General features: G+C 70.9%; 18 protein-coding genes and 2 pseudogenes. 15 read left to right on the top strand and 5 right to left on the bottom strand.

Annotation, left to right across the window (positions count from 1 at the left end; genetic code table 11):
- Nucleotides 1-5 precede the first annotated feature (5 nt).
- Both ACQEWB_RS44585 and ACQEWB_RS44580 read left to right on the top strand, forming a co-directional pair.
- Nucleotides 6-989 carry a Gfo/Idh/MocA family protein gene (locus ACQEWB_RS44585; RefSeq protein ID WP_432841716.1) on the top strand — a complete coding sequence of 328 codons (984 nt, stop codon included), beginning with the start codon at nucleotides 6-8 and terminating at the stop codon, nucleotides 987-989.
- A 24-nt stretch (nucleotides 990-1,013) separates the two neighbouring features.
- Complete coding sequence (locus ACQEWB_RS44580) at nucleotides 1,014-1,514, top strand: GNAT family N-acetyltransferase (protein ID WP_432841714.1); 501 nt, start codon at nucleotides 1,014-1,016, stop codon at nucleotides 1,512-1,514.
- Nucleotides 1,515-1,518: 4 nt separating this feature from the next.
- Here the strand turns inward: ACQEWB_RS44580 and ACQEWB_RS44575 are convergent, their stop codons facing one another.
- Entirely contained in the window at nucleotides 1,519-2,514 is a 996-nt protein-coding gene (locus ACQEWB_RS44575) for a LacI family DNA-binding transcriptional regulator (protein ID WP_432841712.1), read from the bottom strand.
- 219 nt (nucleotides 2,515-2,733) lie between these two features.
- On the opposite strand from ACQEWB_RS44575, the pseudogene ACQEWB_RS44570 reads away from it, so the two are divergent.
- The 7 genes and pseudogenes from ACQEWB_RS44570 to ACQEWB_RS44540 all read left to right on the top strand — a co-directional run.
- A pseudogene (locus tag ACQEWB_RS44570) lies at nucleotides 2,734-3,015 on the top strand (PfkB family carbohydrate kinase); the annotation flags it as partial.
- A gap of 4 nt (nucleotides 3,016-3,019) precedes the next feature.
- On the top strand, nucleotides 3,020-3,892 hold the full coding sequence (locus ACQEWB_RS44565; RefSeq protein WP_432841710.1) for a Cgl0159 family (beta/alpha)8-fold protein: 873 nt from the start codon (nucleotides 3,020-3,022) through the stop codon (nucleotides 3,890-3,892).
- Between the two features lie 40 nt (nucleotides 3,893-3,932).
- Nucleotides 3,933-5,809 (top strand): annotated as a pseudogene (gene iolD, locus ACQEWB_RS44560) (3D-(3,5/4)-trihydroxycyclohexane-1,2-dione acylhydrolase (decyclizing)).
- Nucleotides 5,810-5,822: 13 nt separating this feature from the next.
- Nucleotides 5,823-7,319, top strand: a complete 1,497-nt coding sequence (locus tag ACQEWB_RS44555; protein ID WP_432841708.1) for a CoA-acylating methylmalonate-semialdehyde dehydrogenase — start codon at nucleotides 5,823-5,825, stop codon at nucleotides 7,317-7,319.
- A 22-nt stretch (nucleotides 7,320-7,341) separates the two neighbouring features.
- Entirely contained in the window at nucleotides 7,342-8,295 is a 954-nt protein-coding gene (locus ACQEWB_RS44550; protein ID WP_432841706.1) for a TIM barrel protein, read from the top strand.
- A gap of 57 nt (nucleotides 8,296-8,352) precedes the next feature.
- Nucleotides 8,353-9,369, top strand: coding sequence for a Gfo/Idh/MocA family oxidoreductase (locus tag ACQEWB_RS44545; RefSeq protein WP_432841704.1), 1,017 nt, complete (start codon nucleotides 8,353-8,355; stop codon nucleotides 9,367-9,369).
- On the top strand, nucleotides 9,366-10,232 hold the full coding sequence (locus ACQEWB_RS44540) for a sugar phosphate isomerase/epimerase family protein (RefSeq protein ID WP_432841702.1): 867 nt from the start codon (nucleotides 9,366-9,368) through the stop codon (nucleotides 10,230-10,232). Before ACQEWB_RS44545 ends, ACQEWB_RS44540 begins: the two co-directional genes overlap by 4 nt.
- Nucleotides 10,233-10,277: 45 nt before the next feature.
- Here the strand turns inward: ACQEWB_RS44540 and ACQEWB_RS44535 are convergent, their stop codons facing one another.
- Entirely contained in the window at nucleotides 10,278-11,534 is a 1,257-nt protein-coding gene (locus tag ACQEWB_RS44535) for an extracellular solute-binding protein (RefSeq protein ID WP_432841700.1), read from the bottom strand.
- A gap of 229 nt (nucleotides 11,535-11,763) precedes the next feature.
- On the opposite strand from ACQEWB_RS44535, the gene ACQEWB_RS44530 reads away from it, so the two are divergent.
- On the top strand, nucleotides 11,764-11,979 hold the full coding sequence (locus ACQEWB_RS44530; protein WP_432841698.1) for a dodecin: 216 nt from the start codon (nucleotides 11,764-11,766) through the stop codon (nucleotides 11,977-11,979).
- A gap of 97 nt (nucleotides 11,980-12,076) precedes the next feature.
- On the opposite strand, the gene ACQEWB_RS44525 is transcribed toward ACQEWB_RS44530, so the two are convergent.
- Nucleotides 12,077-12,568 (bottom strand): LNS2 domain-containing protein, encoded by a 492-nt coding sequence (locus ACQEWB_RS44525; RefSeq protein ID WP_432841696.1) that lies wholly within the window; start codon nucleotides 12,566-12,568, stop codon nucleotides 12,077-12,079.
- A 9-nt stretch (nucleotides 12,569-12,577) separates the two neighbouring features.
- Nucleotides 12,578-12,997: a hypothetical protein gene (locus ACQEWB_RS44520; RefSeq protein WP_432841694.1), complete on the bottom strand. Its 420-nt coding sequence runs from the start codon at nucleotides 12,995-12,997 to the stop codon at nucleotides 12,578-12,580.
- A gap of 47 nt (nucleotides 12,998-13,044) precedes the next feature.
- Here ACQEWB_RS44520 and ACQEWB_RS44515 point away from each other — a divergent pair, with 47 nt between their 5' ends.
- The 3 genes from ACQEWB_RS44515 to ACQEWB_RS44505 all read left to right on the top strand — a co-directional run bounded on the left by ACQEWB_RS44515 (nucleotide 13,045) and on the right by ACQEWB_RS44505 (nucleotide 17,019).
- A complete protein-coding gene (locus tag ACQEWB_RS44515) occupies nucleotides 13,045-13,467 on the top strand; it encodes a (2Fe-2S) ferredoxin domain-containing protein (RefSeq protein ID WP_432841692.1) in 423 nt (140 codons plus the stop codon).
- A gap of 63 nt (nucleotides 13,468-13,530) precedes the next feature.
- Nucleotides 13,531-14,532 (top strand): LLM class flavin-dependent oxidoreductase, encoded by a 1,002-nt coding sequence (locus ACQEWB_RS44510; protein WP_432841690.1) that lies wholly within the window; start codon nucleotides 13,531-13,533, stop codon nucleotides 14,530-14,532.
- Nucleotides 14,533-14,664: 132 nt separating this feature from the next.
- Entirely contained in the window at nucleotides 14,665-17,019 is a 2,355-nt protein-coding gene (locus ACQEWB_RS44505; protein ID WP_432841688.1) for an ATP-binding cassette domain-containing protein, read from the top strand.
- A 68-nt stretch (nucleotides 17,020-17,087) separates the two neighbouring features.
- Here the strand turns inward: ACQEWB_RS44505 and ACQEWB_RS44500 are convergent, their stop codons facing one another.
- A complete protein-coding gene (locus tag ACQEWB_RS44500) occupies nucleotides 17,088-17,660 on the bottom strand; it encodes a TetR/AcrR family transcriptional regulator (protein ID WP_432841686.1) in 573 nt (190 codons plus the stop codon).
- Nucleotides 17,661-17,784: 124 nt separating this feature from the next.
- Between ACQEWB_RS44500 and ACQEWB_RS44495 the strand changes: the two genes are divergently transcribed.
- Nucleotides 17,785-18,795 carry an NAD-dependent epimerase/dehydratase family protein gene (locus tag ACQEWB_RS44495; RefSeq protein ID WP_432841684.1) on the top strand — a complete coding sequence of 337 codons (1,011 nt, stop codon included), beginning with the start codon at nucleotides 17,785-17,787 and terminating at the stop codon, nucleotides 18,793-18,795.
- 84 nt (nucleotides 18,796-18,879) lie between these two features.
- Entirely contained in the window at nucleotides 18,880-21,222 is a 2,343-nt protein-coding gene (locus ACQEWB_RS44490; RefSeq protein ID WP_432841682.1) for an ATP-binding cassette domain-containing protein, read from the top strand.
- The last annotated feature ends 19 nt before the right edge of the window (nucleotides 21,223-21,241 follow it).

Below are 21,241 nucleotides of genomic sequence, written 5' to 3'. Positions count from 1 at the left end.
ACCCGATGGACGCGCCCGCCCTGCGCTGGGGTGTCCTCGGGACCGGCTGGATCGCCGAGCGCTTCGTGCGCTCCGTCCGGCGCCACACCGGCCAGCGCTTCACGGCCGTCGCGTCGCGCAACGCCAGGCGGGCCAAGGAGTTCGCCGAACGGCACGGCATCCCGGGTGCGTACGGCTCGTACGAGGAACTGGTCAGGACGCCGGAGGTGGACGTCGTCTATGTGGCCACGGAGCACACGGCCCATCTCCCCTGCGCGCGCCTGGCATTGGAGTCGGGCAAGCACACACTCGTCGAGAAGCCACTGGCCCTCGACGCGACCCAGGCCGCCGAGCTCGCCCAACTGGCCACCGAGCGCGGCCTGTTCTGCGCCGAGGCCCTGTGGACCTTCTTCCTCCCCAAGTTCGACGTGGTCCGCCAGATCCTCGACTCCGGAGTGCTCGGCGACATCCACACGGTCCTGGCCGATCACGGCGAGCACTTCGCCGCCGGCCACCGCATCCTGCGCCCCGAACTCGCCGGCGGTCCGCTCCTCGACCTCGGCACCTACCCCATCTCCCTCGCCACCTGGGTCCTGGGCGAGCCGGTCGAGATCCTGGCGGGCGGCCAGCCGCACCCGGCGGGCGTCAACGGCCAGCTGTCGGCCGTCCTCCGCGACGCCGACGCCAACCAGGCGGTCGTCCACACGACCCTCTTCAGCGACACACCCACGGCCGCGACGATCGCCGGCACCCACGCCACCCTGACCCTGCCCGGGCCTTTCTACCAACCCGGGGATCTCTGCCTCACCCCGTCCGGGGGCGGCACACCACTGACGTACACCGAACCTCAAACCGCTCACGACGCCCTGCACTTCGAGGCGGCGGAGGCGGCCCGGTGCATCGCCGAGGACCGCCTCCAGTCCTCGCTGCGAACGCTGGACGAGTCAATCGCCACGCTGCGGGTGATGGACGGTATCCGTGGGCTGTGCGGGATCTCGTTCCCCTCGTAGCGGGTGGCGTGTGATGCTCGCGTCATGACTGATCAAGGAGAGGTCCACGTAGTCCGCTGGCCGGATCGGGACGCCTCCACCGAGGGCGGACCGGCCGGGTTGCTGACGGCCTACCATCTGCGCACGCAGGCCGAGAAAGGTGAGGCCGTCGGCGATGCGGCAGAGCTGCCGGACCGTTATCGGGCCGAGGTCCTGGACCCGCGGACCTCGTTCGTCGACGACGTCGTGCTGATGGCCCTCAGCGGTGACACCGCCGTGGGCTGTTTGGTGGTGACCGCCCCGGTCGGCGGGCGGTGCGAGGTCAAGAGGCTCTGGACGGATCCGGCGTTCAGGGGCCGGGGCGTCGCGTCCACGCTGGTCGACGCCGCGCTGGCGCAGGCGGCGGAGAGCGGTGCGCACACCGTACGACTGTCGGTGTGGAAGTGGCGGGCACCTGCCATCGCCCTTTACGAGCGGCTCGGGTTCGCCGTCGTCGAATCGTGGGACGAGCGGGATCAACTGGTGTGTATGGAGCGGGCCGTGTGAGTGCTCAGGCCTCCGGGACCGGGCCGCTGGTGCCGCGTACCACGAGCTTCGGTTCCAGCACCGCCTCCCGGGGTTCCACGCCCTCGCCCTCGAGGCGTTCCACCGCGAACCTCACCGCGTGCTCGGCCATGAGGGCCGCGTCCTGGCGGACGGTGGTCAGGCCGATCGGCATCAGGTGGGAGAGGTGGCTGTCGTCGTAGCCGACGACCGACATGTGCCGCGGGACGTCGACCCCGGCACGCGTAAGGGACATCAACAGCCCCCAGGCGCAACGGTCGTTGCCGGCCAGCACGGCGGTCGGCAGCGGCAGCCCCCGCTCGCGCTCCGACAGCAGCAACTCCCCCGTCTCGATGCCCGACTGCTCGGTGTGGTCGCCCGGCAGCACCCGCGCCTCGGACTCCAGCCCGTGCCGCCGCATCGCCGCCCGGTACGCCCGCCGCCGCTCCGCCGAACCGGGCCCACGCCCGCCGTCGATGTGCAGGATCCGCCGGTGCCCCAGCTCGACGAGGTGCTCCATGGCCTGCCGTACGCCCTTGCCCTCGGCCGAGTGCACGAAGTCGACGTGCGCCTGGGGCACTCGGCGGCTGACCGACACGGCGACCGTGCGGTGGGCGAGCTCGTCGAGGTAGTCGGCCTCCGCGTCGGAGCCGAGCAGGATCACCGCCTCGCAACGGTGGCTGAGCAGCGCCTCGACCGCCTTGCCCTCCCCGCGGCTCTCCGTGGCGGCGGAGAGCAGCACGTCGTAGCCGAGCCGCTCGGCCTCCGGGTAGATGCCCGCGATCAGGTCGGAGTGGAAGGTCTGGTGCACGGTGAACATGACGCCGAGCGTGCGGCTGCGGCCACGGGCCAGCAGCCGCGCCGCGTTGTCGGGGCGGTAGCCGATCTCGTCGGCGACGCGCAGCACACGCTCGCGGGTCTCCTGGCTCGCCCCCGGCTGATCCCGGAAGACGATCGAGACGAGCGCCCTGGACACACCCGCCTTCGCGGCGACGTCCGCCATCGTGGGCCGCTGCCTGGCCGACGCATCCACCTGTGAACCCACCCTTCGACGCACCCACCTTACGGCCCGTCGTGAAATCTCCCGGCAACAGGCTATTGACATGACATTTAGACAGAGCCCATCGTACTCATCTAGAGCGCGCTAGTAGAGCGCGGCAGATCAGATCTGTCCCCTGCTGACTCCCCGGTGTCTCCGGAGCGAAGGGAAACCACCGTCATGCCGTTCGATGTGTTGGCCATGGGCCGGGTCGGGGTGGCCGTCCAGGTTCCGCCCCTTCCGGTCGACGTCGTCAACGGGCTCGGCGCCGGTGACGCCTTCGGCGGGGCCCTGTGTCACGGGCTGCTGTCCGGCTGGGACACCCGCCGCACGGTGGCCTTCGCCAACGCCGCCGGGGCCATCGTGGCCGGCCGGCCTGCCTGCTCCGAGGCGATGCCCACCCGGGCCGAGGTCGAGGAGCAGCTGCGCTCGGCCGCCCCGGACGACGTCCCGCGAGAGGTGTGAGCCCGTGCCGTCCCAGAACGTGACCCGGATCGTGAACGCCCGCGTGAACGACCCCGGCGCCATCACGGCCGCCGCCGCCCGACGCGTCAGAGCCGCCTCGCTGCTCGGCGAACACGGCAAAGCCATGATCATCGCCGCCGACCATCCCGCCCGCGGCGCGAACCGGGTGGGCGGGGACCCGAACGCCATGGCCGACCGCTTCGAACTCCTCGACCGGCTGTGTGTGGCACTCGAGCGACCGGGTGTGACCGGAGTGCTGGGCACCGCCGACATCCTCGAAGACCTGCTGCTGCTCGGGGTCCTGGACGGCAAGAGTGTGTTCGGGTCGATGAACCGGGCGGGGCTTGCCGGGTCGGTGTTCGAGATCGACGACCGGTTCACCGGCTACGACGCCGACACCATCGCGGCGATGGGCTTCGACGGCGGGAAGATGCTCACCCGCATCGCGCTGTCCGACCCTGCCACACCGTCCGTCCTGGAGAACACCGCCCGGGCCGTGGACGAGCTCAACGACCGCCGACTGATCGCCATGGTCGAGCCGTTCATCTCCCTCTGGCAGGACGGGAGGATCCGCAACAACCTGTCCACGGACGCCGTCGTCAAGTCGGTGTCCATCGCCTCCGGGCTGGGCCGGCGCACCGCCTACACCTGGCTGAAGCTACCGGTCGTCGACGGCATGGAACGCGTCCTGGCCTCCTCCACCCTCCCCGCACTCCTGCTCGGCGGCGAGGTCACCGACCCCCAGGCCGCGTTCACCTCCTGGGGCCGCGCCCTCAAACAGCCCACCGCACAAGGCCTCGTCGTCGGCCGCTCCTTGCTCTACCCCGCCGGCGGCGACGTCGCAGGCGCCGTCGACAAGGCGGTGAGCCTGCTGTGACCTCGCCGAACGAGTACCGGCTGCCTTTCGGAGAGACGCGATGAACACCGTACGACTGACCACCGCCCAGGCTCTGGTGCGGTTCCTGGCCGCGCAGTACAGCGAGCGGGACGGCCAGGAACAGCGCCTGATCCCCGGCGTGTGGGGCATCTTCGGGCACGGCAACGTGGCCGGCATCGGCCAGGCCCTGCTGCAGGCCGCGATCACTCAAGAGGCCGACCTGCCCTACTACTTGGCCCGCAACGAGCAGGGCATGGTGCACGCCTCGGTCGCCTACGCCAAGATGCGCGACCGGCTCGCCACCTTCGCCTGCACCGCCTCCACCGGCCCCGGCTCCACCAACATGATCACGGGTGCGGCACTCGCCACCACCAACCGGATCCCGGTCCTGCTGCTGCCCTCCGACATGTTCGCCACCCGCGCCGCGGATCCTGTGTTGCAGCAGCTGGAGGACACCCGCGGCGGGGACGTCACCGTCAACGACACCTTCCGCGCGGTGTCGAAGTACTTCGACCGCATCCAGCGCCCCGAGCAGCTCATCCCGGCCGCGCTGGCCGCGATGCGGGTGCTGACCGATCCGGTGGAGACGGGCGCGGTGACGCTCGCGCTGCCGCAGGACGTGCAGGCCGAGGCGTACGACTGGCCGCTCGCGTTCTTCCGCCGCCGGGTGTGGCACGTCGGCCGCCCGGTGCCCGAGTCGGCTGCGGTGGACCGGGCGGCTCGGCTGCTGCGCGGTGCGCACAAGCCGCTGATCGTGGCGGGCGGCGGGGCGGTGTATTCCGGTGCCGAGACTCAGCTGCGGGCGTTCGCGGAGGCCACCGGCATCCCGGTCGCCGACACGCACGCCGGCAAGGGCGCCGTCCCCTGGGACCACCCCTACGCCGTCGGCGGCATCGGCTCGACAGGCTCCTATGCGGCCAATGAGCTGGCCAGGGACGCGGACGTGGTGCTCGGCATCGGCACCCGCTACTCGGACTTCACCACCGCCAGCCACACCGTCTTCGCCAACCCCGACGTCACCTTCGTCAACCTCAACGTCGCCCGCCTCGACGCCGTCAAACACTCGGCGGAACCGCTGGTGGCCGACGCCCGCCTGGGCATCCAGGCCCTCGCCGCAGCCCTGGCGGACTGGGAGGTCACCCCGACTACCGCCACCGCACCCGCCAACTCATCGCCCACACAAGGCAGATCGAGGAAGCCTGCTTCACCGTCGGCCACGGCCCGCTCCCGGCCCAGACCGAGATCCTCGGCGACCTCAACAACCTCCTCGACGACCGGGACGTGGTCATCAACGCCGCCGGCTCCATGCCCGGCGACCTCCAACAACTCTGGCGGGCCCGGGACCCCAAGGCCTACCACGTCGAATACGCCTACTCCTGCATGGGCTACGAAGTCGCCGCCGGCATGGGCGCGAAGATGGCCGACCCCTCGCGCGAGGTCGTCGTCCTGGTCGGCGACGGCTCGTATCTGATGATGGCCCAGGAGATCGTCACCATGATCTCCGAGGGCCTGAAGGTCATCATCGTCCTGGTCCAGAACCACGGCTTCGCCTCCATCGGCGCCCTGTCCGAGTCGCTCGGTTCGCAGCGCTTCGGCACCAAGTACCGCTACCGGGACAGCGGTTCGGGCCTCATCGACGGCGAGGTGCTGCCCGTCGACCTCGCCGCCAACGCCTCCTCCCTGGGCGCAGATGTCCTGCACGCCACCTCCGTGGAGGAGTTCCGCAGCGCGATGGACAAGGCGAAAGCGGCCGTTCGGACGACGGTCGTGCACGTCGAGACCGACCTCTACGGCCCCAACCCACCCGGCCACGGCTGGTGGGACGTCCCCGTCAGCCAGGTCTCCGCCCTCGACACCACCCAGGCCGCCTACGACACCTACGCCACCCACAAGCAGACCCAGCGCCACTACCTGTAAGGAACCCGCTCCGGTGAACACCATTCCCCACTGGATCAACGGCACCCCCGTTCCCGGCACCGACACCCAGCCCGTGTTCAACCCCGCCACCGGCCAGGCCCAGGCCCGCGTCGTCCTCGGCGGCACCACCGACGTCGACGCCGCGGTCGCGGCGGCCGGGAATGCCTTCGAGACCTGGTCGGAGTCGTCGCTGACTCAGCGCACGCAGGTGATGTTCGCCTTCCGTCAGCTGCTCGTCGAACACGAGGAAGACCTCGGCCGGATCATCTCCGCCGAACACGGCAAGACCGTCGACGACGCCCGCGGCGAGATCACCCGCGGCCGCGAGGTCGTCGAATACGCTTGCGGCCTCGGCGACGTGCTCAAGGGCTCCTTCTCCGACCAGGTCTCCCGCGGCATCGATGTCCACAACTTCCGCCAGCCCCTCGGCGTCGTCGCCGGCATCACCCCGTTCAACTTCCCCGCCATGGTCCCGCTGTGGATGCACCCGATCGCCATCGCCACCGGCAACACCTTCATCCTCAAGCCCTCCGAACGCGACCCCTCCGCCGCGAACTTCGTCGCCGAGCTGTACAAGAAGGCAGGCCTGCCCGACGGCGTGTTCAACGTCGTGCACGGTGGCAAGGACGCCGTCGACGCGATCCTGACCCACCCCGGCATCGAGGCCGTCTCCTTCGTCGGCTCCACCCCGATCGCCAAGTACGTCCACACCCAGGCCACCGCCCACGGCAAGCGGGTCCAGGCCCTCGGCGGAGCCAAGAACCACGCCGTCGTCCTCCCCGACGCAGACCTCGAATTCGCCGCCAACCACATCACCGCCGGCGCCTACGGCTCCGCAGGCGAACGCTGCATGGCCGTCTCCGTCGCCGTCGCCGTCGCCGTCGGATCAGCGGCAGACGCCCTCGTCGAAATCCTTCAGCGCAAGGCGACCGAGGTGAAGGTCGGTCCTGGTGACGCGCCGGGCGTGGAGATGGGCCCGCTAGTCACCAAGGCCGCCCAGGAACGCGTCGAGAACGCCGTCGGAGTCGCCCAGACGCAGGGCGCGACCGTCGTCGTCGACGGCCGCGGACTGAAGATCGACGGGCATGAGGAGGGCTTCTTCACCGGACCGTCCCTGCTCGACCGCGTGACCACCGAGATGGACGCCTACAAGGAGGAACTGTTCGGCCCGGTCCTCGCCATCGTCCGCGTCGACACCCTCGACGAAGCCATCGCCCTCATCAACGCCAACCCTTACGGCAACGGCACCGCCCTCTTCACCGCCTCCGGCGAAGCCGCCCGCCGATTCCAGCGCAACATCCACGTCGGAATGATCGGCATCAACGTCCCCGTCCCCGTCCCGATGTCCTACTACTCCTTCGGCGGCTGGAAGGACTCCCTCATCGGCGACCACCCCATCCACGGCCCCGAAGGCATCCGCTTCTACACCCGCCCCAAGGTCGTCACCACCCGCTGGCCCGAACCCACCCAACAGCTCACCGCCGGCTTCAACTTCCCCACCTCCAACTGACCTCTCCCCCGAAGGACACACCATGGCAACGGCGCCATCCCCGCTCCGCGCCACCGCGGGCAACCTGTGCCTGGGCTCAGCCCCCGACTCCTGGGGCGTCTGGTTCCCCGAGGACGCGCACCAGGTGTCGTACACCCGCTTCCTCGACGAGCTCGCGCAGGCCGGTTACGAGTGGCTGGAGCTCGGGCCGTACGGCTACCTCCCCACCGATCCGCAGCGGCTGAAGGCGGAGCTCGACGCCCGCGGGCTGAAGGTCTCCGGCGGCACCGCCTTCGGCGCGCTGCACCGCCCCGAAGTCTGGGACGAGATGCTCGCCCACGTCCATCAGGTCGCGACGCTGACGCAGGCCGCGGGTGCGCACCACCTCGTCCTCATCCCGCCGATGTACCGGGACGAGAAGACCGGCGCGTTCACCGAGTCCCCCGAGCTGACCGCCGCACAGTGGGCGGGATTCGGGCGGGCCGCGGACCGACTCGGCAAGCTGCTGCTCGACCAGTACGGCATCCGGCTCGTCATCCACCCGCACGCCGACAGCCACATCCAGACCCAGCCCGAGATCGAGCGGCTGCTCAACGAATCCGACAGCCGCTACACCAACCTCTGCCTGGACACCGGCCATGTCGCCTACGGCGGTGGCGACAACCTCGACCTCATCCGCCGCTTCGGCGAGCGCGTCGGGTACGTGCACATCAAGCAGATGGACCCGGAGATCCTCGCCCGGGTCGCCGCCGAGGATCTCTCCTTCGGCGAGGCCGTCAAGCGTGGTGTGTGCGTGTCGCCGCCCGCGGGCGTGCCCGACCCGGGTGCGGTCGTCGCCGAACTGGCCCGACTGGACGCCGAGTTGTTCGTGATCGTCGAGCAGGACCTGTACCCGTGTGCGCCCGAGGTGCCGTTGCCGATCGCGATCAGTACGCGTGAGCACCTGGCCGGCTGCGGTCTGTCGGGTACTCGGCGGCCGGCGAACGACCACCGGTAGGACGTGGCGCCTGATCACGGTCATCGCCCCGTTGATGCCCCCTATTAAGGAATGACCATGACTGTACGTGTAGGTGTGATCGGTGCCGGCTGGATCGGCAAGGAGCACATTCGGCGGCTCACCGAGACCGTCACGGGCGCTCGCGTCAGCGCGGTGACCGACATCGATCCCGCCCGTGCCGCGGAGGCGGCGGCGCCGGTCGGCGCCCGGGTGCTGCCGGACGGTGCCGCCGTGGTCGCGGCGGACGATGTGGACGCGGTCCTGGTGACGTCGTGGGGTCCGACCCACGCCGAGCACGTGCTGAACGCGATCGCCGCCGGGAAGCCGGTGTTCTGCGAAAAGCCCCTCGCCACCACCGCCGAGGACTGCCTGAAAATCATCGAGGCGGAGACGGCCCACGGCCGCCGCCTGGTCCAGGTCGGTTTCATGCGTCGCTACGACACCGGCTACCGCCAGATGAAGCAGGTCATCGACTCCGGCCGGATCGGCGCCCCGCTGATCGTGCACTGCGCGCACCGCAACCCGACCGTCCCGGAGTCGTACACCTCCTCGATGGCCGCCCTGGACACGGCGGTTCACGAGGTGGACGTGCTGCGCTGGCTGCTCGACGACGAGATCGTCTCCACGCAGGTGGTCACTCCGCGGGCCACCAGCAAGCGGTTCGAGCACCTCAGGGACCCGCAGATCATGCTCTTCGAGACGGCGAAGGGCGTCCGCATCGACCTCGAGGTCTTCGTCAACTGCCGCTACGGCTACGACATCCAGTGCGAGACCGTCGGCGAGGAGGGCCTGGTGCGGCTGCCCGACCCGGCCGCGGTCGGCGTCCGTACGGCCGGCCGGCACAGCAGCGAGGTGCTGACCGACTGGGTCGGCCGGTTCGCGGAGGCCTTCGACACGGAGTTCCGCGAGTGGATCGCGGGCGTCGCCGCCGGCCGGGAGCCCAACGGCCCCTCGGCCTGGGACGGTTACGCCGCCACCGTCATCACCGGCGCGACGGTCGAGGCCCTGGAGTCGGGCCGCGTCGTCGCCACGGACCTCAAGCCCCGCCCCGACTTCTACGGAGGTGCCGCATGAAGATCGCCCTCGACCCGTACATGTTCCGCGCCCTGCCGATCGACGACATGGTGCGCACGGTGGCCGAACTCGGCTACGAGTACATCGAGTTGTCGCCGCGGGACGACTTCATGCCGTTCTTCCTTCACCCGCGCGCGGACGACCGGCGCATCGCGGAGCTGAAGAACTCCCTGCGCACACATGGTGTGAAGCTGTCCTCGGTGCTGCCGCTGTACAAGTGGTCCTCGCCGGACGAGACCGAGCGGCAGGCGGCCGTGCGCTACTGGAAGCGGATGATCGAGATCACCGCTGAGCTCGAATGCCCGCTGATGAACAGCGAGTTCAACGGGCGCCCGGAGCGCGCCGCCGAGAGCGAGGCCGCGTTCTGGCGCTCGCTGGAGGAGCTGCTCCCGCTGTTCGAGCGCGAGGGCATCGGGCTGAACCTGGAGGCCCACCCGGACGACTTCTGCGAGGAGAACACTCCCGCGGTGGACCTGGTCCGCGCGATCGACAAGCCCTGGGTGAACTACCTCTACTGTGCCCCGCACTCCTTCCACCTGTCCGGGGCCGACCCGAAGGCCGACATCGCGGCGATGATGCGCTACGCGGGCGACAAGCTCCGGCATGTGCACATCGCGGACTCCTTCAACCACAAGGGCTCCAGCGGCCTGCGCTACATCCTCAACCCGCCCGGCACCACGGCCCGTGTCCACCAGCACCTGGACATCGGGCAGGGCGAGGTCGACTGGGACGCCTTCTTCGGCACCCTGCGCGAGCTGGACTTCGACGGCGTCGCGACGGCCTGCGTCTTCGCCTGGGAGGAACGGGCCCACGATTCCTCGGCGTTCATGCTGGACCGCATCACCAAGGAACTCGCCCGCTGAACCCCCGTCCCGTGCCCGGCACTTGGGAGTGCCGGGTACTCGGCATCAGCCCAGACGGCCGAGGATCTCCGTGATGCGCCTGGAGGCGCGACGGGCCTCGGTCGTCGGGTCGGCGCCTGTCAGGACCTTGGTCATGTACGTCTTGATCGGGTTGTCCGCCTCGACCGCGCCCCACTGGGGCGTGCTCGGGGTGGCCCTGCCCCGCGCGGCGCCGGCCGCCATGGCCGCGACCCCCTCCTCGCCGGCGACGGACCCGGCGAGGGTCTTCTTGTTCGGGACGTAGTTCATGGTCCGGGCGAGTTCGGTGTCCCACTTGGCGCCGGTGAGGGCGGCCACCACAGCGACGGCGCCGTCCTGTTGGTCCGTGTTGTTCGGTACGACGAGGTCGGAGCCGCCGGTGAAGACGGCACCGGGCCTGGCCGCGCTCTTGCCGGGTACCGGGAAGAAGCCCAACTTCCCTTCCAGGTCCGGGTTCTGCTGCACGATCGTATGCGCGAGTCCGGGCACCGCCACGATCTGCGCGACCCGGCCCTTGGCGAACACGCCCGCCTGGGGCGGGTGTTCCTCGTCGGCGCCGGCCGGGCCCTCGCCGAGGGAGTGCAGGCGCCGGTAGTAGTCCATGCCGCGCAGGGCGGCCGGGGTGTCCAGCGTGCCCCGCCAGCCACCGCCGTTGCCGCCGTCGTCCGCGAGGTCGCCGCCCTCGTCCCAGATGAAGCCGGCGAGGGTGTACCAGTCCTGTCCGGCGAGGTAAATGCCCTGATTGCCGCCGGAGTTGAGCTCCTTGGTCACGGCGAGCCACTCGTCGCGGGTGCGGGGCGGGGTCTTCACGCCGGCCTTGGCGAAGAGGTCCTTGCGGTAGACGACGACGCGGTTGGCCGCGTACCAGGGGATGCCGTACTGGTGCGACAGGGACTGTCCGGGTTCGGCGAGGCCGGGCAGCCAGTCGTCGATCCCCCAGTGCAGCGCCGACTCCAGGGTCAGGTCGAGCAGCCGGTCCCCCTCCACGTACTGCGGGACCTGGGTGTTGCCGACCTCGATGACATCGGGCCCCTTGCCCGGGTCGGCGTCGAGCGCGGCCTGCACCTTCTGGCCGATGCCGGTCCACTGCTGGATGCGGATGTCCAGGCGCAGGTTCCGGTGCTCGTTCTCGAAGGCTTCGGTGAACCGGCGTAGGAAGGCCGGCGAGGCGCTGTCCTTCATCAGCCACACGGTGACGGTGCGGCGGCCGGAGCCGTGCGGCACGAGTCCGCACGCGCCGACGAGACCGAGCGGGGCCAGGGCGAGGAGGCGGCGACGTCTCACGTTGGGTCCTGTTCTGTCTGGCGGACAGGGGGAAGGGGCCCGACATGGGGGCGAGCGTGGGGCTCGAACGGGTGTGCCGGATTTTGGTATGGACCAATGCGGGGGGTCAAGGGGCGGCGGCCCCACGGGGCCGATGTCTCGCGCTCCGTCGCAGCTTGGGGCACGGTGGAGTGACGCGTGACACACGTGACGCTCCGGTCATCACGGACGTACGGAGAGGAGCACCCGCATGTCGAACCACACGTATCGGGTCACCGAGATCGTCGGCACTTCGCCGAACGGTGTCGACGAGGCGATCCGCAACGGGATCACCCGCGCCTCGCAGACCCTGCGCAATCTGGACTGGTTCGAGGTGACCCAGGTCAGGGGCCAGATCGAGGAGGGGCAGATCGCGCACTGGCAGGTCGGTCTGAAGGTGGGCTTCCGCCTGGACGAGTCGGACTGACGGCGCTCATCGACCGGTTCAGGCCCACACAGTCCGGTTCAGGCCCACACAGTCCGCTTCAAGTCCACACCGCCCGGTCAAGTCCACACCGGGCGGCTCAGGTCCGTCCCTCCCCTTCCTGTGCCGACTCCAGCGCGGCGGACGGGGCGGCCCACCGTGCCCGTACGACCCTGAACCCGGCCAGTTCGGCGTCCTCGCAGACCAACTCGTCGTCGTCCACCAGCATCCGGACCTCCCGGGTGCGGGCGAGGCGGCGCAGGATCTCCAGTTTGGTGCGGCGGGCGGGTCTGCGGTCGTCATTGCGCCGCATGTGGACCCGCCCGTCGGGCAGTCCCTGCGCGGTGAGCCAGTCGAGGGTGTCGCGCCGGCAGCGCTCGGGCCGCCCGGTCAGATAGACGATCTCGCACTCCTCGGCGCTCTCCAGCGCCAGCGCGACGCCCTCCGGGATCGGCGGGTCGTCGGGCGCGGCGGCGAAGAACCCGTCCCAGTCGCGCGGCTTGCGCTCCAGGAACCGCTGCCGATGGCCGGTGTCGGCGAGGGTGTTGTCCAGGTCGAAGACTGCGATGGGGCGTGCTCTGCGATCGGTCACCCGCCCACCCTAGACAGCCGCGGCCGACCGCGCGTGCACGTACTCCCCCGCCGGACCGGGCAACCTTCCGCTCCCAGGCTGCCACTGCACTGTCGAGAACTCGGTCGCGTACGGCAACGGCTTCAACCGCTGGAACTTCCCCGACTTCGCAGGTGACGGCACCGGCTTCGACGCCGACGTCGCGGGCGGTACCGCCCCCCTCGCCTCGAACCTCTCGATCGCCGACAACCGCGCCCCCTCCCTCGGCCCGGCCACCGTCTCCCAGGACAACTCCTGGGACCTGGGCGGCACTTGGAACGCCTCCTCGGTGCTGAGCACCGACCCCGCACCGCTCACCGGCCCGCGCGGGGCGGGCGGATCGCTGCCGTCCGCGCCCTCGTTCCTGGTGCCGCGCAACGGAGCGGCCGTCGGGGCGAGGTTCTGATCCACCCGACCCGGTGGCACGGGCCGCGGGGCGCATCGATCATGCTTCTCCCATGTCACCCGCCGTCCCCTCCCCCCGTCGGACCCTGATCGGCGCGGCCGGGCAGCGCCCCTGCACGCTCGTCGTGTGCCGGGGCTGCTGCTGCGGCGACCCGCGCAAGCACCCCGGCACCGACCACGCCTGGCAGCTGGACCGGCTGCGCGCCGCCGCGGCCGAGCACGGCTTCCAGGTCCGTACGACCGACTGCCTCGGTCCCTGCGACCAGGCGAACGTCATCGTCGTACAGCCCTCGGCCGCGGGCCGCCGGGCCGGCGGCCGGGCCACCTGGGTCGGCTTCGCCATGGACGACGACTGCACGGACGAGCTGATCGGCTGGGCGGCGGCGGGCGGACCGGGGCTGGTGGAGCCGCCGGTGACGCTGGAACTCCAGTTCATCCAGCCACCACGGGACGCACGGGTGCGCAGCCGACGCTGAGCGCGGGCGCGACGCGCCCCGAGGGCCGAGGAATCCTGGGAGTTCCACGGCGTTGAACCCTGTATGAGCTCCGTGATCGCCCAGACCCGCTTCTCCGTCCTCGACCGTTCCCGCACCCGCGAGGGCCACACGAACGCCGAGGCGCTGCGGGACACCGTCGGGCTGGCGCGGGAGGTGGAGCGGCTCGGGTACGGGCGGTTCTGGGTCTCCGAGCATCACGGTGTGCCCGGGGTCGCCGGGTCCGCGCCGACCGTACTGGCCGCGGCGGTGGCGGGCGCGACGCGGACGATCCGGGTCGGTACCGGGGGCGTGATGCTGCCCAACCACCGGCCGCTCGTCGTCGCCGAGCAGTTCGGGGTGCTGGAGTCCCTCTTCCCCGGGCGGATCGACATGGGCCTCGGGCGGTCCGTGGGCTTCACCGACGGGGTGCGGCGGGCGCTCGGGCGGGACAAGGGGGACGCCGAGGACTTCGCCGGGCAGCTCGACGAACTGCTCGGCTGGTTCCGGGGCACCTCGCCGACCGGCGTGCACGCCCGGCCCGCCGAGGGCCTGACGGTGCCGCCCTTCGTGCTCGCCATGGGCGAGGGTGCCGCCGTCGCGGCCCGGGCGGGCCTGCCCATGGTCATCGGCGACCTGCGCAACCGGGAGAAGATGCAGCGCGGCATCGACCACTACCGCGAGCATTTCCGGCCCTCCGAGTGGGCCCGGGAGCCGTACGTCGTCATCTCGGGGACCGTCGCCGTCGCCGCCACGCCCGAGCAGGCGCGGCGGCTGCTGATCCCGGAGGCCTGGTCGATGGCGTACTCCCGGACACACGGCACCTTCCCGCCGCTGCCGCCCGCCGAGCGGGTCGAGGGCCTCGCCCTGAGCGGCAAGGAGCGCGGCTTCTACGAGTCCGGACTGGCCGGGCACATCGCCGGCACCGAGGAGCAGGTCGCCGACGAGTTGGAGACGGTGCTGAAGGAGACGGGGGCGCAGGAGGTGCTCGTCACGACCAGCACGTACGACCGGGCGGCGCTGGTGGAGTCGTACCGCAGGCTGGCGGGGATCTTCGCCGGGGGCTAGAGCCTCCGGTCGGTACGGGAGCCACAGCCTCGGTCAGTATTCGAGAAGCGCCGGACCCGGGGGCCCGGCTAGCGTGGCGGTCATGTGCATCACCCTTCACGCGAGCCTTTTCCCGCAGCCGATGGAGACACGATGAGCACGTCCCCGCACGTCGCCGACAGCCACGGCCTGATCCGCGTGCACGGCGCGCGCGAGAACAACCTCAAGGACGTCAGCATCGAGATCCCGAAGCGCCGGCTGACGGTGTTCACCGGTGTCTCCGGCTCGGGCAAGAGCTCGCTGGTGTTCGACACGATCGCGGCGGAGTCGCAGCGGCTGATCAACGAGACGTACCCCGCCTTCGTCCAGGGGTTCATGGCGAACCTGGGGCGGCCCGAGGTCGACGTGCTCGACGGGCTGACCACGGCGATCAGCGTCGACCAGCAGCGGATGGGCGCCGACCCGCGCTCCACGGTCGGCACCGCCACCGACGCCAACGCGATGCTGCGGATCCTGTTCAGCCGACTCGGCAAGCCGCACGTCGGCCCGCCCGGGGCCTTCGCCTTCAACGTGCCCTCGGTCTCGGCGGCCGGTGCGATCTCGGTGGGCGGCGGGGCCAAGCAGAAGGTCACCTTCAACAAGGTCGGCGGCATGTGCCCGCGCTGCGAGGGCCGCGGCTCGGTCTCCGATCTCGACCTGACCCAGCTCTACGACGACACCAAGTCGATCAACGAGGGCGCCTTCACCATCCCCGGCTACACCGGCGGCGGCTGGAACTCCCGGCTGTACGCGGAGTCCGGTTTCTACGACCCGGACAAGCCGATCCGCAAGTTCACCAAGAAGGAGCTGCACGACCTCCTGCACCGCGAGCCGACGCGGATGAAGATCGCGGGCATCAACATGACCTACGAGGGTCTGATCCCGCGCATCCAGAAGTCGATGCTCTCCAAGGACAAGGAGGCGATGCAGCCGCACATCCGGGCCTTCGTGGAGCGCGCGGTCACCTTCACCGTCTGCCCGGAGTGCGAGGGCACCCGGCTCGCCGAGCACGCGCGCTCCTCGAAGATCGGGAAGCTCTCCATCGCGGACGCCTGCACGATGGAGATCAGGGACCTGGCCGACTGGGTGCGCGGGCTCGAGGAGCCGTCGGTGGCGCCGCTGCTCGACGCGCTGCGGGACACCCTCGACTCGTTCGTGGAGATCGGACTCGGCTATCTCTCGCTCGACCGGCCGGCCGGCACGCTCTCGGGCGGCGAGGCCCAGCGCGTCAAGATGATCCGCCACCTCGGCTCCTCGCTCACCGACGTCACGTACGTCTTCGACGAGCCGACCATCGGCCTGCACCCGCATGACATCGAGCGGATGAACGACCTGCTGCGGCGGCTGCGGGACAAGGGCAACACGGTGCTCGTGGTGGAGCACAAGCCGGAGGTCATCGCGATCGCCGACCATGTCGTCGACCTCGGTCCCGGCGCGGGCACGGCGGGCGGCACGGTCTGCTTCGAGGGCACCGTCGACGGGCTGCGGGGCAGCGACACGGTCACCGGGCGCCATCTCGACGACCGGGCCGGTCTCAAGGACACCGTGCGCACGCCCAAGGGCGCGCTGGAGATCCGCGGCGCGAGCGCGCACAACCTGCGGGACGTCGACGTCGACATCCCGCTCGGCGTGCTGTGCGTGGTCACCGGTGTGGCGGGCTCCGGCAAGAGCTCCCTCGTGCACGGGTCGATCCCGGCCGCGGAGGGTGTCGTGTCGGTGGACCAAGGCGGGATCCGCGGCTCGCGCCGGAGCAACCCGGCGACGTACACCGGACTGCTCGATCCGATCCGCAGCGCCTTCGCCAAGGCCAACGGGGTCAAGCCGGCGCTGTTCAGCGCGAATTCCGAGGGTGCCTGTCCCACCTGCAACGGCGCCGGGGTCATCTACACCGACCTGGCGATGATGGCGGGCATCTCCACGACCTGTGAGGACTGCGAGGGGAAGCGGTTCGACGCCTCGGTGCTCGAGTACCGCTTCGGCGGGCGCGACATCAGCGAGGTGCTGGCGATGCCGGTGAGCGAGGCCGAGGAGTTCTTCGGCGCCGGCGAGGCGCGCACGCCGGCCGCGCACCGGATCCTCCAGCGGCTCGCGGACGTCGGCCTCGGCTACCTCACCCTCGGCCAGCCGCTGACCACGCTGTCCGGCGGCGAGCGACAGCGGCTGAAGCTGGCCACGCACATGGCCGACAAGGGCGGGGTCTACGTCCTCGACGAGCCGACCGCCGGTCTCCATCTCGCCGACGTGGAACAGCTGTTGGGCCTGCTCGACCGGCTGGTGGACGCGGGCAAGTCGGTGATCGTCGTCGAGCACCACCAGGCGGTCATGGCGCACGCCGACTGGATCATCGACCTCGGCCCGGGCGCCGGCCACGACGGCGGCAAGGTCGTCTTCGAGGGCACCCCGGCCGAACTGGTCGCCGCCCGCCCGACCCTGACGGGCGAGCACCTCGCGGCATACGTCGGCGCCTGACAACTCCCTGCTCCGATACGGCGGCTCGCTCACGGCGGGCCGCCGTACCGCTGTCCGGGCCCGCCTCGTCACTCCGCCGGCGGGGTTCGCAGTCCGTCCACGATCAGGGCGAGGATCCGTGCCGCCCGCTCCTCGCCGCCGCGGGCCGGGTCGATCCGCCACAGCACGCTGAGCTGCAGGAGTACGTCCTCGGGGTCCAAGCCCGCCTTGAGTGAGCCGTCGGCGGCTCCGGCGTCGAGCAGCAGGCCGATGGCGCCGACGAAGGGCCCGTAGTGCTCGTCGTCGAGGCCGCCGTTCGTCGCGGCGTGGATGACCTCGGCGACGCCGAACTTGAGCCGCCCGTAGTGGGCGACCTCGTCGAACCAGAGCCGGAGCGCTTCGAGGGGCGAGTGCTCGCGCAGCAGTACGGGCGCGCGGTCGATGAGGTGCTGGATGTCGTGCCGGTAGAGCTCCAGGACGAGCGCCTCGCGGGTCGGGAAGTGGCGGTACAGCGTGCCGATGCCGACGCCGGCCCGTTTCGCGATCGCGGTGAGGGACGCGGAGCCGGATTCGGCGAGCGCCTCGCGGGCGACGGTGAGGATCCGCTCCCGGTTGCCGAGCGCGTCTTTCCGGGTGGGCTTCACGGAGGGGGGCGGGTTCACGACGTCGATCGTCCCATCGGTGTGGCAGGCGGCACGGATTGCGAAACGGAGGGGCCTCCGGTACGTTGGAAGTCGTAGCGGAGGGGCCTCCGCTTAATTCTGGCACAGGTCGTGGAGGACAGTCATGCCCGAGCTCGTTCTGGTCACCGGGGGCAGCGGTTACATCGCCGGCTGGTGCGTCGCCGAACTGCTGCGACGCGGTTACGACGTCCGGACGACCGTGCGCTTTGCGGCGCGCGAGAAGTCCGTCACCGAGGCCGTGTCGGGTGTCGTCGACCCCGCCGGACGGCTGGGCTTCGCCGTCGCGGACCTCACCTCGGACGAGGGCTGGGAGGCCGCGCTCAAGGGCGTCGACCACGTCCTGCACGTCGCCTCCCCGCTGGGCGCCGCCTCCGGCGACCTGATCGGGCCGGCCCGGGACGGCACCCTGCGCGTGCTGCGCGCGGCGACCGCGGCCGGTGTACGGCGGGTGGTGATGACCTCGGCGGCGAACGCGGCGAGCCCGTCGTCGTACGCCACCGAGGGCATGACCGACGAGACGCTGTGGACCGATCCCGAGGACCCCACCCTGATCCCCTACCGCCGCTCCAAGACCGTCGCCGAGCGGGCGGCCTGGGACTTCATGGCGGCCCACGACGGTCCGACCGAGCTGGTCACGGTACTGCCCGGCGCGGTCTTCGGGCCGGTGCTCACGACGGAGAACATCGGGTCCGTCGGCATCGTCGGACGCATGGTCTCCGGCGCGATGCCGGGCGTCCCCCGGATCGGCCTGGAGATCGTCGACGTGCGTGACCTGGTCGACGTGCACATCCGGGCGATGACGTCACCGGCGGCCGCGGGTCAACGCTTCCTGGCCACCGGTGAGTTCATGTGGATGGCGGACATGGCACGGGTCCTGCGCGAGGGTCTCGGCGAGCACGGGCGCCGGGTCTCGACCCGGCAGGTCCCGGACTTCGCCGTCCGGCTGGCGGCCCGTTTCCGGGATCCGTCGCTGCGGGAGATCACCCCCGCCCTCGGCCGCCGCAACCGGCACAGCACCGAGAAGGCCCGCACGCTCCTCGGCTGGCAGCCGCGCCCCGCCCGGCAGACGGTGCTGGACTGCGCCGAGAGCCTGATCGCGCACGGCGCCGTCTGACCGCCGACGGGCACCGGGCACCCCGCTCACATAGACTCGCGTGGTTTGTCCCGCCGTAGTCGAAGACGTGTACGGAGTTCCACCATGCCGAGCCCCCACGACCCGTACGTCCGGGTCCGCGGTGCCCGTGAGCACAACCTCAAGGGCGTGGACGTCGACATCCCGCGGGACGTGCTGACCGTGTTCACCGGCGTGTCGGGGTCGGGGAAGTCGTCGCTCGCGTTCGGCACGATCTACGCCGAGGCCCAGCGCCGGTACTTCGAGTCGGTCGCCCCGTACGCCCGCCGTCTCATCCACCAGGTCGGCGCCCCGAAGGTCGGCGAGATCACCGGCCTGCCGCCCGCGGTCTCCCTCCAGCAGCGCCGGTCGGCGCCGACCTCCCGCTCGTCGGTCGGCACGGTCACGAACCTCTCCAACTCCCTGCGCATGCTGTTCTCCCGGGCCGGCGACCACCCGCCCGGCGCCGAACGCCTCGACTCGGACGCCTTCTCCCCCAACACGGCCGCCGGCGCCTGCCCCGAGTGCCACGGTCTGGGCCAAGTGCACGGTACGACCGAGGAGTTGCTGGTCCCCGATCCCTCCCTGTCGATCCGCGAGGGCGCGATCGCCGCGTGGCCGGGCGCCTGGCAGGGCAAGAACCTGCGGGACATCCTCGACACGCTCGGCCACGACGTGGACCGGCCCTGGCGCGAACTCCCCGCCGCCGACCGCGAGTGGATCCTGTTCACGGACGAGCAGCCGGTCGTCACCGTCCACCCGGTGCGGGACGCGGACCGCATCCAACGCCCGTACCAAGGCACCTACATGAGCGCCCGCCACTATGTGCTGAAGACGTTCTCGGACACCAAGAGCCAGACGCTGCGCACCAAGGCGGAACGCTTCCTGACCAGCACCCCCTGTCCGGCCTGCGGCGGCAGCCGACTGCGCCCCGAATCGCTGGCGGTGACCTTCGCGGGCCGCACGATCGCCGAGCTGGCGGCCCTGCCGCTGGTGGAGCTGGCCGCACTCCTGACGGGCACCTCGGAGGCGGCCCGCGTCCTGACCGACGACCTCAAGTCCCGTATCGAACCGGTGCTGGAACTGGGCCTGGGCTACCTCAGCCTGGACCGCGCGGCCCCCACCCTCTCACCGGGCGAACTCCAACGCCTGCGCCTGGCAACGCAGTTGCGCTCCGGCCTGTTCGGTGTGGTGTACGTCCTGGACGAGCCGTCGGCAGGCCTGCACCCGGCGGACACGGAGGCCCTGCTCACCGTCCTGGAGCGTCTCAAGTCCGCCGGGAACTCGGTCTTCGTGGTCGAGCACCACCTCGACGTCGTCCGCGGCGCCGACTGGCTGGTGGACGTGGGCCCGCGGGCCGGCGAACACGGCGGCGAGGTGCTGCACAGCGGCCCGGTGGCAGACCTGGCGAAGGTGAAGGACTCGGCGACGGCCCGCTACCTCTTCGACGACTCCCCCGCCACCGCACGCCAAGTACGCACGCCTCGCAGCCACTTGAAGGTCGGGCCGGTCGCCCGGCACAACCTGCGCGAGGTGACGGCGGAGTTCCCGCTGGGCGTACTGACGGCGGTCACCGGCGTCTCCGGGTCCGGCAAGTCGACGCTGATCGGGGAGATCACGGAAGACCTCCCGGGCGTCGACCGGCTCGTCTCCGTCGACCAGAAGCCGATCGGCCGCACCCCGCGCTCCAACCTGGCCACCTACACCGGCCTCTTCGACGTGGTACGCAAGGTCTTCGCGGCCACCGGCCAGGCACGCGAGCGGAGTTACGGCGTGGGCCGCTTCTCCTTCAACGTCCCCGGCGGCCGCTGTGAGACCTGCCAGGGCGAGGGCTTCGTCAGCGTGGAGCTCCTCTTCCTGCCCAGCACCTACGCGCCCTGCCCGGACTGCGCCGGGGCCCGCTACAACCCCGCGACGCTCGAAGTGACGTACCGGGGACGGAACATCGCGCAGATCCTCGACCTCACCGTGGAGGCGGCGGCGGAGTTCTTCGCGGACGCCGACACCCCGGCCGTCACTCGTAGCCTGACCGCCCTTCTGGACGTCGGGCTCGGCTACCTCCGCCTGGGCCAGCCCGCGACCGAGCTTTCCGGCGGCGAGGCCCAGCGCATCAAACTGGCGACCGAGTTGCAGCGCGGCCGCCGCGGCCACACCCTCTACCTCCTCGACGAACCGACGACCGGCCTCCACCCCGCCGACGTCGACGTCCTGATGCACCAGCTCCACGGTCTCGCCGACGCCGGCCACACCGTGATCGTCGTCGAGCACGACATGTCGGTGGTCGCGGGAGCCGACTGGGTCATCGACCTGGGCCCCGGCGGCGGCGACGCGGGCGGCCGGATCGTGGCGACGGGGACGCCGGCGGAAGTGGCGCGGAGCGAAGAGAGCGCGACGGCACGGTATTTGGCAAGGGTTTTCGTCAACAGTTAACCCCGGTTCCACTCGTGCA

Source organism: Streptomyces sp. CA-249302 (assembly GCF_050936785.1).
Taxonomy (GTDB): Bacteria; Actinomycetota; Actinomycetes; order Streptomycetales; family Streptomycetaceae; genus Streptomyces.
The sequence above is the reverse complement of the archived record's forward strand: the minus strand, read 5'-3'. Positions and strand labels throughout refer to the sequence as shown.